Genomic DNA, 16,488 nt, shown 5'->3' with positions numbered 1-16,488 from the left:
GTAAAGGTGGATGATTGGATGAAGAACATTCGTTGGGGAGTATTAAGTACGGCAAATATCGCACAGCAACAACTAATACCTGCGATTACAAGAGCGAGTAATGCGGAGCTAGTAGCTATTTCGAGTCGTGGAAGCCAAGTGCATCCAGTAGCCTCTAAATTAGGTATTACTAAAGCCTATGAAAGCTATGAAGAGCTTCTAAACGATTCAGAAATAGAAGCTGTCTACATTCCGCTTCCTAATCATTTACATAAAGAATGGGTATTTAAAGCGGCTAAGCAAGGAAAGCACATACTCTGTGAAAAGCCAGTTGCGTTAACAGCCCGAGAAGCTGAAGAAATGGTAGAAGTATGTCGTGAAAACAACGTTAAGTTCATGGAAGCCTTCATGTATCAGTTACACCCACAGCATCAGCGAGTGAAAGAAATTATTTCCTCAGGCGAAATTGGGGACATTAAGCTTATCAAATCGAGTCATTCCTTTTACTTACAATCACGTGTTGATAAATTTAGAATGGACAAAGCGATGGGTGGTGGGGCTCTTTATGACGTTGGTTGTTATAGCATTCATGTAATTCGCTATTTGTTAGATTCAGAGCCGGTTTCCGTGCAATGTTTTGCAGAACTAGACCCTGAAACAGGTGTAGATACTAGTACATTTGGATATTTAAACATGGGTAGAAACGTGCAAGCTATATTTGACTGTAGCTTTGATATGACTGGAAGGAATGAGTATGAAGTAATAGGTACAAAAGGCACGATCAAAGTACCTTTTGCCTTCCGACCAGATAACAATGGAGGAATAGGAAAAGTTATTACACAAGTAGCAAATATGGTTCGTGAAGAGAGTGTATACGGGGATTTATACCGACTAGAAGTGGAGCATTTTTCAGATGTCATACAAACAAATGGTGATCCAGAAATTACAGGAAATTCTACTATTAATAATATGCGAGTAATAGAAGCTTGTTATCAATCTATACAAACCGGTGAACTCGTAAAGATGATGTAATTTAGGAAAGGGTTGAATTGCTTAGTGGTAGTGCAAGAGAAGCTATTTGGATTTATAGATAATCTTCCGGTTACGTTATTTACAGTAAGAAATAAAAATGGTTTTGAAGTATCCTGCATGAATTATGGATGCGTAATTACCGAGATTTTAGCTTCTGACAGAAAGGGTCAATACGAAAATGTTGTTCTCGGATACGATACGTTTGAGGAATACGGTCAAAATCCTAAGTATCTAGGAGCTGTTGTAGGTAGAGTTGCAGGTCGCATTAAAGGCGCATCGTTTCGTTTAGGAGACGATGTCTATAACATTCCAGTGAATGAGAAAAACAATCACATACATGGCGGTCCGAATGGATTTAGCCATAGATTATGGAATACTACCGTGTTAGAAGGTGACATGGAAACAACGGTTGAGTTTACTTATTTAAGCAAAGATGGAGAAGAGGGTTACCCTGGAAATCTAGAAATGAAGGTAGCTTATACGATTCAACACGATGAAGATACGCTTTCTATTACATACAATGGCATCTCTGATAAGGATACATTAGTAAATATAACAAACCATTCATATTTTAATCTTAGTGGAAATCTGAAAAGGGATGTATTAGATCATGAACTAATGATTGATAGTCCTGCTTATTTGGAGTTGAATGAGGAGTTTATTCCAACTGGAAGTTTAGTTCCAGTAGAGGGTTCTGTATTCGATTTTCGAGAGAGTCGTAAAATTGCTGATGGAGCAACGTCTGTTCATCCCCAAAATGTATTAGTAGGAAACGGTTATGATCATCCATTTATATTGAAAGAAAACGAATCTAGTATAATGGTATTAACGGATGAGACAAGTGGTCGGCAACTGGTAGTAGAAACGACAGAATCTGCCGTCGTTCTCTATACAGGTAATAACTTGGGCAACTCTGAAATAATGAGAGGAGAACAACTAAGGGATTATTTAGGTATATGCTTAGAAACACAAGGTCCACCTGATTCCATCCATCATCCTCATTTTCCTTCGTCCATCCTACAAGCAAGGAAGGAGTATAAATCAACAACTACTTATTCTTTTGGGGTTACCATGATTGAATGATAATAAAAATGCCGAGAGAAGTTTAAAGACACTTCTTCCGGCATTTTTTTCTATTAAAATTGAATTTCATCTGGGTCAGGACCCATACGAACGTTAGTAGCTAAAGTGGCAATTGCGTCCATATCCTCAGAGGATAACTCGAAGTCAAAGACATCAAAATTTTCTTTAATGCGAGTAGGAGTAATCGATTTTGGCAAAGCAACTCTACCTAATTGTAAATGCCAACGAAGTACTATTTGTGATGGAGACTTCCTGTACTTTTCAGCTAACTGATGGAATAAATCAAAATCCAAGAACTTCCCTTGCATTAGTGGGCTCCAAGCCTCTACATGAATACCTTTTTTTGATAAATAATTCACATATTCGTGCTGTGGTAATTGCGGGTGTAGCTCAATCTGATTGACCATAGGAGTCATCAATCCAGCTGCTTCTAATTGTTCCAAGTGATGTTCTTTAAAATTGGACACGCCGATTGCTTTTATCTTTCCTTCATTGTACAGCTCAATAAGTGCACGCCACGCTTCTACAATACCATCAACTGGCCAATGGATTAAACATAAATCCAAATAATCAGTTTTTAAGCGGTTAAGAGATTCTTGGAATGCCTCTTTTGTACGGCCGGCACGAATATCATCGTTCCAGATTTTTGAAGTTAGGAAGATGTCCTCACGTGCAACACCTGAAGCAATAATTCCTTTTGCGACTCCTTCTTCGTTTCCATAAGTAGCAGCGGTATCAATATGACGATAACCCACTCGCAAAGCTTCTTCTACAGCAGCGGGAGCTTCTGTTTCGTTGTCAACTTGCCACACCCCAAAACCAATTTGAGGGATTTTCAAACCATTGCTAAGTGTAATAAATTCCATATTTATCTCTCCTCTCGAAAATCTAATATTACCATTTGCACCACTTAGTTGCCATTAGAAGTGCTTCAAACTCCAAACCTCTGTCTATATCCACATTTTCTGCACATTTCTTCGACTGCTTCTCTTCTTGTAAATCCATCATACAAATTATTTGCTCGTTCACTCTCAATAATGTCTGAGAAAGAATTATTATGGATATTACCTAAGTTAATAACGCCTTCACCATCTAGACAACATGGTACGACGGTTCCATCTACGAGAATAGCTGCTTGGTTGCGAAGAGCATGGCAAAAGCCTTTTCCATCATCCTCTGGTGCAAGTAAACTTGGCCATTGAAACTCATGATCCTGGTTCAAATAGATATTATGAGCGATTTTAATCCCTTTACCAGGTTGTACTTTTTCTTCAATTTTAAAATCTAGATTATATTCTTTTTCAAGCATTTCCAATGTCTCTCGATTTCTCCGTTGTGCAACTTCTGAAACTTGATCCTTCTGTAAGTTCCATAATCGGTAGGAAATAATAATATTGTGTTCCTTGGCTTCTCGTACAAAATCCAGTATATCTCCCAAATATTTCTCGCGATTTTCAGAACCTTCATGACCGTCGAAACTATGTAAAGAAAAATTGATTTGACGAAGTGCTGGTTTGCCTAATAATTTATGTCTATTTTTATTGATAAGGGTACCATTAGTCGTAATATTAACTTTAAAATCCTTGGCATGACTGGCATCCAATAACTGGTCAACCCGTGGATATAAAAGTGGCTCACCTTTTACGTGAAGGTAAATATATTTTGTATGTGGTCGAATCTGATCTAATGTTTTATTAAAAGCATCCAGTTTGAGGATACCTTTTGCTCTACTTGTCGGTGGACAGAAGCTACAAGCAAGGTTACAAACGCTAGTAATTTCAATATACATTTTTTTAAAGGTTTTCAAGGTATGTTCTCCATTTCATTTCTTATTACATTCATTTTATCAGATTATCTCTGCTTTAGTTGACTAGTTTTGAACATAATAAAACATCCCCAAATGGCAACTTAACCAATTGGAGATGGTATTAAAATTAAAGATCTATAATTTCATCATAACCGACCATTCTATCCATATGACTAGCAATCATGGCAATAATAGTGCTGGCTTCATCTTTTTTAAAAGTAAAGGTGCTTTCATCTTCGAGCTCTTCGTCATCTGTCCAAATACGATTCACCCTACGGAGAACGCCATCGCCATTTGCACTGTCTACACCGAATTGATAAGTTACTTCAATTTCATCTTCTATTAGAAATGCAGTGACTTCAGGAGTTTCCCATTCCACATCAATTTCCTCGACTGTAATTTCGTCGTCTTCGTCATCTTCCATATAAACCAATTCACTATCACTATCTTCCATAAGAAACTCGTGAAAGCTTTCATGAACAGCTTCTACAATATCGGTAATATCATCCAATATTATTCTAGTAGGTTGGAGAAGTTCGACATCAAAGCTTTCTATATAGAATTCTTCGTTATATGGATCAAACAGAATGGTACAAAAGTAGTCTCGTTCTTCCTCTTCCGTACTAACAAAAAATTCAATTCTTGGATGTTTAGAAGCGCGATTAATATTCATATGGCCGACTTGGTCATACTCCTCGCAAATCGAATTCAAATGATCCTGTAGCTCCTCTGTCACTCTGTCAAACCATTCCGTAGTAATAGTCATTACCGCCCCTCATTATTTTTTCTCCTACTTATCTTGTCCCAATTGGAAATTATTATTCCAGCCAATAAAAGAAATTTAGAATATCCGAATATTTTTAAAGAGATAGGGGACGATAAAATGCGTATGACAAAAAAGGAGGAATTGAAGTGACTGATAACAATAAGCCAAAACCAGATGATCGATCAGATAATGTGAGAAAGTTGAAGAAAATGGTGAATAATACGAAGGAGAATATGGAGGCCGCAGAAGAGACGATGGAACACACTACTGGTAATGATCGAGAAGCTATCCAAGAGAAAAACAAACGTAGAAAAGAAAGTATTGAAGGTTTTCGAAGAGAAATTTTAGACGAGGCAGAAGCTCGCAAAAAATAACAAAAAAGAAGACCTATTGATCTTTGCATCAATAGGTCTTCTAACTTTATGAAGCGGGTGAAGAGAATCGAACTCTCATCATCAGCTTGGAAGGCTGAGGTTTTACCACTAAACTACACCCGCACAATATGGTGGCTCAGGACGGAATCGAACCGCCGACACAAGGATTTTCAGTCCTTTGCTCTACCGACTGAGCTACTGAGCCATGTCAGTTTACACTAAGCTACGCATCTCTTCGTCAACTTCAGTCGTTCAATCAGTCACGTACTTGAGTACGCTCCTTCTTTCACTCGTTCGTTTCCTTGACCTGCTTGCTTATTCCAAACTTCTATACGATTTGTGCTAAGCTGCGCATCTCTTCGTCAGCTTCACTTGCTCTATCAGTCACGTACTTGAGTACGCTCCTTCTTTCGCTCGATTGCTTCCTCGACCTGCTTGCTTATCCTAAATCTCAATCTAAAAAATGGCGGTCCCGACCGGGATCGAACCGGCGATCTCCTGCGTGACAGGCAGGCATGTTAACCGCTACACCACGGGACCATTTGGTTGCGGGGACAGGATTTGAACCTGCGACCTTCGGGTTATGAGCCCGACGAGCTACCACTGCTCCACCCCGCGACGTTAATATACTTACAAACACAATGATACTGCGCTCAAGAAAAGTAGGACACCTGTTTCGGCTGACGCCTGCATCGGTGTTAATCGCTTTCTTCGTAAAGCGATTTGCTCCACCCGCGACAATAATAAATATACAACTTTCAAAAAATAAAAATGGAGGAGGAAGAGGGATTCGAACCCCCGCGCGGTATGACCCGCCTGTCGGTTTTCAAGACCGATCCCTTCAGCCGAACTTGGGTATTCCTCCAAAGAAAATAATAGATTGGATATTTTCCAAAACATCATTTGCGACTTTTATATTATATAACATTATTGTCCTGAAAGGCAATGTTTTTTTGTGAAAAATTTAAATTAGTTTCTAAAACGGCGGATTTTGGTAGATTCTTTGTGTTTTGATTTCCGAAAATGTCGCAAAGTTATAGTTATGTAAATTCACTATCTCTTTATTTCACAACCTTAAACATACACTTCTATTTTTGGGACATCATAAGGAAAAGTAATATGAGGTGATGGAAATGATTATCGAAAGGTCATCGGAATGGGCAGAGGGATTTATTAAACGGCTAGAAAATGTTGAGCCATGGGATAATTGGACTCTTTATAATATGAGCTATGATATTGCAAAAAATAGTTTAATCACAGAGTTTACAGGTCTTCAATCTCCTAAGTATTTGACTAATTTAAAGCCGCTTGAACATCAATTAAAGGTTGCGGAAACAGTTATTGAAAGAATGAATGGAAAAGCAATATTGGCTGATGAGGTGGGACTTGGTAAAACAATTGAAGCAGGTTTGATATTGAAAGAATATCTTGTTCGTGGACTGGTAAAGAAGGCTTTAATACTGGCTCCTGCCTCACTCATCAATCAATGGGTGGAGGAGCTGCATTATAAATTTTATATACCAGCAGTGCCTTATAAGAAAAATACTCCATTAGAACATTGTGACGTTATCGTTCTAAGCATGGATACAGCGAAAAAAAGTCCTCACAGAGAACTTATCTTTGCGCAGGATTATGACATGATTATTATTGATGAGGCACATAAGTTAAAAAACCACAAAACCAAAATCTACGAGTTTGTGCAAAGCTTAAAGAAGAAGTTTTGCTTACTGTTAACTGCTACTCCTGTTCAAAATGATGTGTTTGAGTTATTTAACCTTATTTCTTTACTAAAACCAGGTCATCTTGGAAATTACGAAACGTTCCAATCGGCATTCTCTGCTAGCAAACATGATTTAGAGCATGATGACTACTTGAAGGAATTAGTAAACCAGGTGATGGTACGAAATCGTAGACAGGACACGGGAATAGAGTGGACGAATCGCCAAGTAAATATTATTCCAATACAGTTTACAAACGAAGAAAAAGAAGTGTACGAAATGATAGTGGATTTAAAAAATATCTCACCTGTATTCTCAGGTGCCTTTTCGATGATTACACTGCAGAAGGAAATGTGTAGTAGCAAGGAGGCTACATTCCTTACATTAAATAAAATGCGGCAAAATTGTACAAATCCAGAGGAAAATGCTTCTATAGAAAATGTTATGCAAAGATTAATGGCATTAGAAATAAATTCAAAAGCAGAGAAAGCATACGAAATAATATCACAAGCAAAGGATAAAGTAATTATTTTTACAGAATATAAAGCAAGCCAAGCATACTTACAGTGGTATTTACACACAAAAGGTATTACGAGTGTGCTTTTTAATGGGAAATTCAATAAAAATAAGAGAGATTATATGAAGCATTTATTCAAAGAGCATGCTCAAGTATTGATAGCTACTGAATCAGGTGGGGAAGGTATTAACCTTCAATTCTGTCATCATGTGATCAATTATGATTTGCCATGGAACCCGATGAAGTTAGAACAGCGAATAGGACGTGTGCACCGGTTAGGGCAAGAACATGACGTTCATATTTATAATTTGGCAATTGATAACACGATTGAGATAGATATATTACAGCTACTCTACAAAAAAATTGATGTTTTTGAAAAGGTTGTAGGTGATTTAGATGATATATTGTCCGCTTTCCAAAAAACAATTTAAATTGGAACATGTAAAGGAGGATATAAATGTATCCGCAACAAGTTCAACAGTACTTACGAACTTTTTTCTCAGAAAATAATTGTCAGTTCGTGAATGACACGGATCACTATCTTACCGTTCAGCTGACGATTGATATGGATAAACGAATTATGAATAGACCTTATTATTGGCAATACGTCGAAAGTGTAGGGGCAGTACCTTGTCCGTCACAGCTCACATTAATAACGGACCAAAGAAAGCTAAAAGATAATATCAAGGGGGAATTGGTACACTTTGGATCACCACGACTTGGCCAACTCTTTAAAGCAACACATGAAATGGGTGCTTTTATCCAAATGTTTGAGCAGGTGGAAGAGACGATTAAACGTCCAATATTAACTCCCTGGCTAGGGGTGAACTATAAAGTTTCCTATTACAGTAACCAAACGAAAGAAATGCTCCATTCCTTAGGTATTAATCTAATGAATGGCAATATAATAACGGATTTTCATGCTTCTTTAATCGAGAAGAATATCGCTTCTACAATGCAGCCAAATGCTTTTTTATTACCTTACGTTATAAAACCAGTTCGGGGTTTAGAGCGTTTAGATGGAGTGGTTGAAAACGTTATTCAGCAGGATGATCATTCATGGGCCGAACAAGCCAAAAAAAGATGGCAGCGAGATATACGGGTGTTAGAATTCTTTTATGAGGGAGTAGAGGAAAGACCTGAATGCTACGAGATGGAGAAAACTGCATTACAGCAACAATACGAAGCAAGAATAAAGATAGAAATTATAAATGGTGGTCTGTTTTATTTAAAATAGAACTACTTATTAAAACCCGCCTTGAGCTACTGCTCTAGTAGATGTGATTGTGAATGTAGTGAATAATGAACTTCGTGAAGGTGAAAAATAAATCATACATGAAAACAACGAATAGAAGAAGATTTAAAGAATCGTGGTAAATCATTTAGACAATGCTAAACGTTATAAAAGCCAACACTAATAATATGGTGTTGGCTATTATTTGTTGTTTTGTGTGGCGAATAAATAGCAGAGGAGCAACTCTGTGCTGCTGTTCATTTATTCATTCATATAACGTATCTTCGACTGAGCCATCTTCCTCATAAACCGTTAGTATTCCGTTTTGTTCATTCACATATGGTTTTGCTTTTTGGAGTAAGTTCTCTTTCGTTTCCTCTACAAGAATGGCTCGTTTGCCATCTACCCTTCTGAGCATCCAGTCAGTTTCACGAGAAATAACTTCGTATGTAACACGATCCTCCTCATCCCCGTGTATCGCTTTTCGTGCCTGAGAAGTGGCAATGGAAATGGCTCGTCCCTCCTCGTAATTATCTCTTAATAATGCATTAGCAATTTCGATGGCTTTCTCTCGTACACTTACATCTAAGTTTTTCATAGAATCTGGATAATCATTTTTATTCCACGGCATTTTTAACGCCTCCTTAGCATTCGTTTTCCCGTTTCTTAGAGTCTGAAACGTTTTATGAATCATCAAATGCTATTTTGGACAATCTAAATGATAAAGAGGAGGGAGTCCGTTGAAGTATAAAAAAAATTCTAAAATACATATTATCCTTTTTGCTATCGTTATCTTCGTTTTATTATGGTCAGTGATCAAACCATTAGATTATCTCGATTGGTTAGCAGAAGTAAGTCCTGGAGTGGTTATTATAACCATACTTGTCTTAACCTATAAGAAATTTCGATTCACCACGCTGTCATATGTAATTATTTCCTTTTTATGTATTCTTACATTTATAGGAGGTCATTATACATATTCCGAGGTTCCGTTGTTTAATTGGATTAAAGATGAATTTGATTTAAAACGAAATAATTATGACCGTATGGGACATTTCTTTAAAGGTTTCTCTGCGATTGTAGTAAGAGAAACACTGCTACGTCTTACCCCATTATCAAAAGGGGCATGGCTGTTTGGAATCACGACAAGCATCGTCTTATCCATCGCAGCGTTATATGAAATTATTGAATGGTTAAGTACGAAAGTTTCGAAAGGTGGCAAGGCTTCTAAAGACTTTGTAGGTATGCAAGGGGATCAGTGGGATGCTCAATGGGATATGGCTTTGGCATTCATTGGTTGTGTGATCGCCTTACTTATCTTATCGAAATGGCATAATAAGTTCCTGAAGAAGTAATATTACAAATGTTGCATTATGTCGAATCTTGTCATATAAATGATATTTTTACCTAATGATAATGCAATGGTTCTGTCATATGTAGGTGGTATGATGAATCTCGTTAGTGAAAAGGAGGAAATTCATTTTATGAAAAAACACATTATTGCACTAACCGCATTTGTAACACTATCAGTAGGAGCGGCAGGACAAGCGTCTGCGTCAAACGTTCATACGGTAGAAAAAGGAGATACACTTTGGTCAATTTCTCAAGCAGAGAATGTTAGTGTGCAAGACTTACAACAATGGAACGATCTTAATTCAACCGTTATATACCCATCTCAACAGTTAAGAGTGGAGGGAGCTCTAGAAACGTATATCGTTGTTTCAGGAGATACATTATCTACTATTGCAGAAAAACATAATGTGACTGTAAAACAACTAATGTCGAACAATCAGCTAACAAGTGATTTAATCATACCTGGTGACAAATTAGTGTTGAAAGGATCGAAGGTTACACAGCCCGAGGTAAAAGGAGCTACGAAAACTTCTGTTACTTCTAATACACCATCAGAGACTAAACCTGCTGCTACTGCTGCGAAAGAGTTAACAATGACCTCTACAGCATATACAGCGTCATGCGCAGGATGCTCAGGAATCACAGCGACTGGCATTAATCTAAAAGCTAATCCAAACCAAAAAGTTATTTCTGTTGATCCAAATGTAATTCCCTTAGGATCAAAAGTATGGGTAGAGGGTTATGGAGAAGCAATTGCTGGTGATACAGGCGGTGCCATAAAAGGAAATAAAATAGATATTTTCATCCCATCAAAACAAGCAGCGATCAATTGGGGACGCAAAGAAGTGAAAGTAAAAATATTAGATTAATCTCCATGAAAAATAAAGGGATTCAGCGAAGTTAGAACGGTGCCGCACGCCAAAAGTTAGATTTTTTACTCTAACTTTAATGGGACACTACCTACTCGCTGGATCTCTTTTTTATTAATATACATAGTATATGTAAGAGATCATTTGGAACAATCTCACACTTGCTAGTAAGTAGACTCCATTAGTAAACATATTGAGGCAAAAGGTCTGTCCTAATAATTTACTAATGAAGTTACAATTTATAACTATGAACTACAGCAAAACATTGAATTTAGGCTGGGAATTCAATTAAGGAAATTTCACGGCAATCTGCAACAACCAATTCGCCTCCTGTTTCTCTAAAGTAAGCAAGGTCAGTGCGTTCGTCAAAGCTTATAAAACGAAATACAGTCGTAGAAAGACCATCTACAACAATCTCATCAACGCGATAATTTGGCGGTAGATTCTCTAATAAACCACAAATACCATCTCTTCTATTGTTCAATTATATTCACCTCCATCTTAAAAGACTTCCCCTCTAAAAAAGGGAATACTATAATATATTAATTGTTATAATCTATCGCTAGGTTTATATCTTACTAAAATAGTTTTATTTATTGGAAAGAGAAACTTTGTGGGAAAAGAAGTCTATTTTACAGAAAAATAGGTCGGACATGACGGAAGTCACGACCAACCATTTTTAAAAACGAGCTAAAAGGAAAAGTAAATGAAAAGCGATTTCAACCGTTACTCCCGCTTTTTTATTCCCATTTAATAGCTTCAATTTTTTCGATATCCACGGATATAGTTTGCGTGCCATTTGAAAAGAACGCAATTCCCGTTTTTTGATTGATTTGAATTATTTTTTCTACAGCAATTGCTAATCCGCTTACAGTTACTTCTGTAATAGGATAGTTTGGGGGAAGTTTGGATAGAAATCTATCTATATTCCCTTTTGAATATAGCGTTTTTTCTATTGATTCTTTTATTTCCTTTAGTGAATTTTCTTGTTGTGTGTATTGTTTGTTTAAATTGTCTAGCATTTTTTCGTTTAATCGAATTAGTGAGTCTTGTCTATCCATTGATTTTTTATTGAGTAAATAGTGACTTTCTAAATTATTTGTTATTTTTTCAAGCTGTCTATTTAGACTATCAGAGAGCTGGAGTAGAAAGCCCTGCTGCCTTTTTAAACTATCCTGTAAATAATTGTATAAATCATCCTGTTGGATAATTTGAAGTTTGATTTCCTCTAATATTAATTCATCTATTTCCTCGGGTAGCGGCTGTTTCTCGCCAGCTTGTTTTTTGAGGTGGTTTCGTTCTTTTAATTGGTTAAAGACTAAATCAAATTGACTGTTTTGATTTTCAGATAAATTATTAATCGCTTCGTTCTGTCGATAAAACTGTTCGTGTAACAGATGAAATGCTTCTGCTTGGCGATCTAGTTTGGATTGCAGATTATTAAACGTTTCTTTATTTTCTTGAATTAACTGATCCTGTTTTATTTCATGGAAACGGTTCTGTTCTTCCGAATAGTTCGATACTATAGTAAAAAATCGCTTTTGTTCTTCCAACACATTTTGTATGGAATCATTTTGTATATCTAATCGATTTTGTAGCTGTACATTTACTTCCTCTTGATGACCGAGTTGGTGTTTAATGTTATCGAAAGAACTGCTTTGCTTGATAGCAAAGTTATTCAGAAAATTTCTTTGTCTATTTATACTTCCTTGTAACTGGTTTAGCACTTTTTCATGATTTGTTGTGCGTTTACTATTTAACTCGTTAAATTTAGATTGCTCATCAAGATGTTCGTTGATGTTTTGCAGAGAGTATGTTTGTTTCTGTAAATGTGATCCGTAGCCCCTCGTGGTCTGTGCAAGATTGAACAATATCTTTTTTAAATTTACATAATCGTATTTATGATTATTGTTTAGTTTGTTCAGTGATTGGTTTTGGTTACGTATTTCACTTAAAATGGTTTTACACGATTGGTCCAGCTGAGAAATAGAATTCATTAAATGGTGATTTACGGATGATTGTTCTTCTAGAAAATCTAAATGTTGATTGGTATAGAAATGATCTTGGTTATTATTCTTTGCCAAGGCAGCAGAAACTAAATGGACCTTCGATTTTTTCAATTCTCCATACTCCTTTTACACGGAAAGTCATTATGCCTTATTTTATGAACGTTATATTTATTTGTGATAAATTAGGTTGTTGTGAAAATAAACATATAAAAAAGGAGGTAATTCCATGTTGTATTCAGGTATTCCATCACTTTCGGTTCCTATGGTGCGAGTCATCACGGTAACTGGTAGTGGGGTGGTAGAGGCATTGCCTAACTATGTTCAACTCCAAGTAGAAGTTAGGTCGGAAGGGGAAGAGGTGCAACAAACGCAGGTAGAAAATGCAGAAATCATGAACCGTGTTATTCAATCCTTGTTGGCTTTGAATATTCCAAGGGAAAATATACAAACAGCAGCTTTTAATATTTTTCCTCAATATGATTTTATTGAGGGAAAACAGTTATTTAGAGGATATGAGGTAACGAATGCCCTTACGGTAAAAATAGACGATACTGAAAAAGCTGGTATAGTAATCGACACTGCGGTGGCGAATGGAGCCAATAGTGTATCGTCAATTCAATTTGGTCTAGATAATCCAGAGCTTGTTTATCAACAGGCACTTCAGCGAGCTCTCCAAAATACCCAAACGAAAGCACAAACAATTGCTCAGACGATGAAGCTCACACTATATCCACAACCGATTTCCATCGTGGAAGAGCAGCAACAAAATGGACCAGTACTTTATAAGACGTTATCGATGGCTAGTTCACAGGCGGGAACACCGATTGAGCAAGGAGAAATTTCTGTAACTGCAACTGTTACTGTTAAATATCAGTATTAAGATAGCTGATGAGTCCTTAAACCAGGCGTTAGGTCATAAAAGCAAATAGCCCATAACTAAAAAATCGGATGCTAGCTGTTCTTCAGAAGCAGCATCAGAAGATGAACTGTCCCAAACTATGTATGTGCAAAGAAAAAGGAGCCTCTAATGGGCTCCCGCACTTATTTTTCTATAATAACTCCATCAAATGCGGCTTTGTAGATGATATAGATATCCTCTTTTAATAATGGCATCGGACTACGAGCGAGAATTCGTTTCTGCTTAAGAGCATCTATTGTTAAGCTATCCAGTGCATCCTCAGTTATGTTGAATCCTTTTAACGTCGAAGGGATATTTACGTCTTCTACTAAACGTTTCAGTTCAGCAACGCATTTGTATGATGCTTCTTCTTGTGAAAGATTCGCAGAGCTAAAGCCCATCGCATCGTAAATATCTTTCATTCGTTTTTCGCAACTTGGACGAATATATCCCATTACATATGGAAGTAAAACAGCATTGGAATCACCATGCGCTATATGGAATTGTCCACCAATTGGATAAGCTAACGCATGAACTCCAGCAACGCCTGCATTGAAGAAGGCTAGACCTGCTAAATAGCTACCATAACTCATATCTGTACGCGCTTGTTTATCTTCTCCATTGGTAACTGCAGTACGGATAGAATTACTAATTAATCGAATTGCTTGTAACGCCAATGCATCAGACACGGGGCTAGCATTTTTAGATATATATGATTCTACCGCATGAGTAAGTGCATCTACTCCAGTTGCAGCAGTTACTTTTGGTGGTAATGAAATGGTTAAGGCAGGATCTACTATTGCGACATCTGCCAATAAATAATCATGTGTTATAACGTCTTTAGTAGTTTCAAGTGAAAGAACCGAGATATTTGTCACTTCCGAACCAGTTCCAGAAGTTGTTGGGATTAATATGGTAGGAATACCTTTTTTTGTAACTTTCTTTGTGCCGGTCAAATTTAAGTAATCTGCAACTTTTCCTTCATGCGAAGCGATGACTCCAGCAAGCTTAGATAGGTCTAGTGCGCTACCACCGCCTACACCAATAACCAAATCGAATGCATTTTCACGGGTATAAGCGACTAATTTTTCGCCGATTGCTAAAGGTGGTTCTGGAACAACATCTGTATAAATCTCTGTTGAATAACCTGTTTCTTCCAGTGGATCGACTACTTTATTGGTTATACCTATATCCTTTAAGAATGGATCCGTAATAACTAGAATTTTTTTCGCGTTAAAGCGTTCAACTTCTTCTAATAAGTGGGAAAGGGAACCCCAACCAGTATAGCTAATCGGTGGTAATGTAATTTTTTCAGACATATGTGACACTCCTTATTATTGCTGGTTCCAAACGACAAGCTTAGTCTCGGTCATTTCATGAATCGCATATTTTAATCCTTCTTTTCCAGTACCGCTCTCTTTTACTCCGCCGTAAGGCATTTGATCAATGCGATAGGTAGGGATGTCGTTAATCATGACCCCACCAACCTCTAATTCTTTGGAAGCTTTAAATGCAGTTTGTATATCGTTCGTGAAAATACCTGCCTGTAAACCGAAATCGGAATTGTTGATAGCATCAATACCTTCTTCAATAGAAGAAATACGGTTGACTACAACAATCGGTGCAAAAACTTCCTGACATGAAACTTTCGAAGTAGCGGATACATTTGTTAAAATCGTAGGCAAGAAAACGCCATTTTCTATTGTTCCACCAGAAATAATTTCTGAACCTTGTTCTACTGCTTCCTGAACCCAATTTAACGCTCGATCTTGTTCGCCAGGATTAATCATAGCGGAGATATCTGTTGCCTCATCCGTTGGACTACCAATAATTAGCTGTTTTGTTAAAGTAGAAAATTGCTCAAGAAATTCATCATATACTTCATTCATTACATAAGTGCGTTGCAAAGAGATACATACCTGTCCTTGGTTGGAGAATGCACCCATTACACATTTAGGTATTATTTGAGAAAGATTTACGTTTTTGTCGATTATCAATCCGGCATTGGAGCCTAATTCAAGTGCTACTTTTTTCAATCCAGCCTTATCCCGGATACCTTTTCCGACAACTGGACTTCCAGTAAAGGTAATCATTTTCACTTTATCACTTTCAACAAGTGCATCTCCAACCGTTTTACCACTACCTGTAACGACATTGAATACCCCTTTAGGCAAAGCGGTTTGGTCGATTAACTCTGCTAAAAATAGTGCAGAAAGAGGAGTCTGTGATGCCGGTTTCAAAACAATTGTGTTACCAGCAGCGATTGCAGGTCCCACTTTATGTGCTACTAAGTTTTGTGGGAAATTAAAAGGTGTAATGGCACCAATAACACCGATTGGCTGCTCGATTGTATATCCAAAACGATTTGCTCCATTTTTTGCAGCATCCATTGGTATCATTTCACCCGTTAAACGCTTGGCTTCCTCTGCAGCAAATTTATATGTTTCAATCGTCCTATCTATTTCACCCAACGCATATTTAATCGGTTTTGCTGCCTCTAAAGAAATAATTTCAGCTGCCTTTTGGCGATTATCAATAAATAGCTGAGTAATATGCTCTAAAATAGCAGCTCGTTCATAAGCAGTTAGTGCTTCCATCTGTTTTCTAGCCTCATATGCGACATTAATTGTTGCTTCTACTTCCTCATGAGATGCTTGTGGAATTTGTGCTATGACCTCTTTTGTATGAGGAGAAAAGAGCTCTGAATATTTGCTTGAAGATTTCCATTCACCATTCACGTAATATTTTTTTTTCATCGAATCATCCTTTCGTAATAATAATATATATACCCATACTAGATAAATTGTTCAGTAAAGATAAAAAAAATACTGAATTCACCTTAATGTATA

General features: G+C 37.1%; 16 protein-coding genes and 5 tRNA genes. 8 read left to right on the top strand and 13 right to left on the bottom strand.

Going from position 1 to position 16,488, the window contains the following annotated elements; genetic code table 11:
• The first annotated feature begins 18 nt into the window (after window positions 1–18).
• Together MKY37_RS08305 and MKY37_RS08300 are read left to right on the top strand one after the other, a co-directional pair.
• Window positions 19–1,011, top strand: a complete 993-nt coding sequence (locus MKY37_RS08305) for a Gfo/Idh/MocA family protein (protein ID WP_340775848.1) — start codon at window positions 19–21, stop codon at window positions 1,009–1,011.
• Window positions 1,012–1,035: 24 nt separating this feature from the next.
• Window positions 1,036–2,094, top strand: coding sequence for an aldose epimerase family protein (locus MKY37_RS08300; RefSeq protein WP_340779874.1), 1,059 nt, complete (start codon window positions 1,036–1,038; stop codon window positions 2,092–2,094).
• A gap of 53 nt (window positions 2,095–2,147) precedes the next feature.
• On the opposite strand, the gene MKY37_RS08295 is transcribed toward MKY37_RS08300, so the two are convergent.
• The 3 genes from MKY37_RS08295 to MKY37_RS08285 form a co-directional block, all read right to left on the bottom strand.
• On the bottom strand, window positions 2,148–2,960 hold the full coding sequence (locus tag MKY37_RS08295; protein ID WP_340775845.1) for an aldo/keto reductase: 813 nt from the start codon (window positions 2,958–2,960) through the stop codon (window positions 2,148–2,150).
• A 65-nt stretch (window positions 2,961–3,025) separates the two neighbouring features.
• Window positions 3,026–3,901: a radical SAM/SPASM domain-containing protein gene (locus MKY37_RS08290; protein WP_340775843.1), complete on the bottom strand. Its 876-nt coding sequence runs from the start codon at window positions 3,899–3,901 to the stop codon at window positions 3,026–3,028.
• A gap of 127 nt (window positions 3,902–4,028) precedes the next feature.
• Entirely contained in the window at window positions 4,029–4,661 is a 633-nt protein-coding gene (locus tag MKY37_RS08285) for a hypothetical protein (RefSeq protein WP_340779873.1), read from the bottom strand.
• Between the two features lie 152 nt (window positions 4,662–4,813).
• Between MKY37_RS08285 and tlp the strand changes: the two genes are divergently transcribed.
• Window positions 4,814–5,041: a small acid-soluble spore protein Tlp gene (gene tlp, locus MKY37_RS08280; protein WP_340775840.1), complete on the top strand. Its 228-nt coding sequence runs from the start codon at window positions 4,814–4,816 to the stop codon at window positions 5,039–5,041.
• Between the two features lie 52 nt (window positions 5,042–5,093).
• Here the strand turns inward: tlp and MKY37_RS08275 are convergent.
• From MKY37_RS08275 to MKY37_RS08255, 5 genes are all read right to left on the bottom strand, one after another.
• A tRNA-Gly gene (locus MKY37_RS08275) sits at window positions 5,094–5,164 on the bottom strand.
• Window positions 5,165–5,170: 6 nt separating this feature from the next.
• Window positions 5,171–5,246, bottom strand: a tRNA-Phe gene (locus MKY37_RS08270).
• Window positions 5,247–5,505: 259 nt separating this feature from the next.
• Window positions 5,506–5,581 (bottom strand) — tRNA-Asp (locus MKY37_RS08265).
• Between the two features lie 3 nt (window positions 5,582–5,584).
• A tRNA-Met gene (locus MKY37_RS08260) sits at window positions 5,585–5,659 on the bottom strand.
• A gap of 154 nt (window positions 5,660–5,813) precedes the next feature.
• Window positions 5,814–5,906 (bottom strand) — tRNA-Ser (locus tag MKY37_RS08255).
• A 262-nt stretch (window positions 5,907–6,168) separates the two neighbouring features.
• On the opposite strand from MKY37_RS08255, the gene MKY37_RS08250 reads away from it, so the two are divergent.
• Window positions 6,169–7,707: a DEAD/DEAH box helicase gene (locus MKY37_RS08250; RefSeq protein WP_445323027.1), complete on the top strand. Its 1,539-nt coding sequence runs from the start codon at window positions 6,169–6,171 to the stop codon at window positions 7,705–7,707.
• Window positions 7,708–7,733: 26 nt separating this feature from the next.
• Window positions 7,734–8,513 (top strand): YqhG family protein, encoded by a 780-nt coding sequence (locus MKY37_RS08245; protein WP_340775836.1) that lies wholly within the window; start codon window positions 7,734–7,736, stop codon window positions 8,511–8,513.
• 262 nt (window positions 8,514–8,775) lie between these two features.
• On the opposite strand, the gene MKY37_RS08240 is transcribed toward MKY37_RS08245, so the two are convergent.
• Complete coding sequence (locus MKY37_RS08240; RefSeq protein ID WP_340775834.1) at window positions 8,776–9,141, bottom strand: hypothetical protein; 366 nt, start codon at window positions 9,139–9,141, stop codon at window positions 8,776–8,778.
• A 109-nt stretch (window positions 9,142–9,250) separates the two neighbouring features.
• On the opposite strand from MKY37_RS08240, the gene MKY37_RS08235 reads away from it, so the two are divergent.
• Together MKY37_RS08235 and MKY37_RS08230 are read left to right on the top strand one after the other, a co-directional pair.
• The gene (locus MKY37_RS08235; protein ID WP_340775832.1) at window positions 9,251–9,865 is read left to right on the top strand and encodes a DUF2238 domain-containing protein; all 615 of its coding nucleotides are present in this window, start codon (window positions 9,251–9,253) and stop codon (window positions 9,863–9,865) included.
• A 129-nt stretch (window positions 9,866–9,994) separates the two neighbouring features.
• A complete protein-coding gene (locus tag MKY37_RS08230) occupies window positions 9,995–10,732 on the top strand; it encodes a LysM peptidoglycan-binding domain-containing protein (protein WP_340775829.1) in 738 nt (245 codons plus the stop codon).
• Window positions 10,733–11,003: 271 nt separating this feature from the next.
• Here MKY37_RS08230 and MKY37_RS08225 read toward each other — a convergent pair whose 3' ends face one another.
• Both MKY37_RS08225 and MKY37_RS08220 read right to left on the bottom strand, forming a co-directional pair.
• The gene (locus MKY37_RS08225) at window positions 11,004–11,216 is read right to left on the bottom strand and encodes a hypothetical protein (RefSeq protein WP_340775826.1); all 213 of its coding nucleotides are present in this window, start codon (window positions 11,214–11,216) and stop codon (window positions 11,004–11,006) included.
• A gap of 256 nt (window positions 11,217–11,472) precedes the next feature.
• Entirely contained in the window at window positions 11,473–12,852 is a 1,380-nt protein-coding gene (locus MKY37_RS08220) for a hypothetical protein (protein WP_340775824.1), read from the bottom strand.
• 115 nt (window positions 12,853–12,967) lie between these two features.
• On the opposite strand from MKY37_RS08220, the gene MKY37_RS08215 reads away from it, so the two are divergent.
• Complete coding sequence (locus tag MKY37_RS08215; protein WP_340775822.1) at window positions 12,968–13,621, top strand: SIMPL domain-containing protein; 654 nt, start codon at window positions 12,968–12,970, stop codon at window positions 13,619–13,621.
• 161 nt (window positions 13,622–13,782) lie between these two features.
• Here MKY37_RS08215 and MKY37_RS08210 read toward each other — a convergent pair whose 3' ends face one another.
• Both MKY37_RS08210 and MKY37_RS08205 read right to left on the bottom strand, forming a co-directional pair.
• A complete protein-coding gene (locus MKY37_RS08210) occupies window positions 13,783–14,958 on the bottom strand; it encodes an iron-containing alcohol dehydrogenase (RefSeq protein WP_340775819.1) in 1,176 nt (391 codons plus the stop codon).
• Between the two features lie 15 nt (window positions 14,959–14,973).
• A complete protein-coding gene (locus tag MKY37_RS08205) occupies window positions 14,974–16,395 on the bottom strand; it encodes an aldehyde dehydrogenase family protein (protein WP_340775816.1) in 1,422 nt (473 codons plus the stop codon).
• Window positions 16,396–16,488: the final 93 nt, after the last annotated feature.

The organism is Psychrobacillus sp. FSL K6-2836, from assembly GCF_038003085.1.
Classification (GTDB): domain Bacteria; phylum Bacillota; class Bacilli; order Bacillales_A; family Planococcaceae; genus Psychrobacillus.
This window is presented reverse-complemented; position numbering and strand designations above follow the sequence as displayed.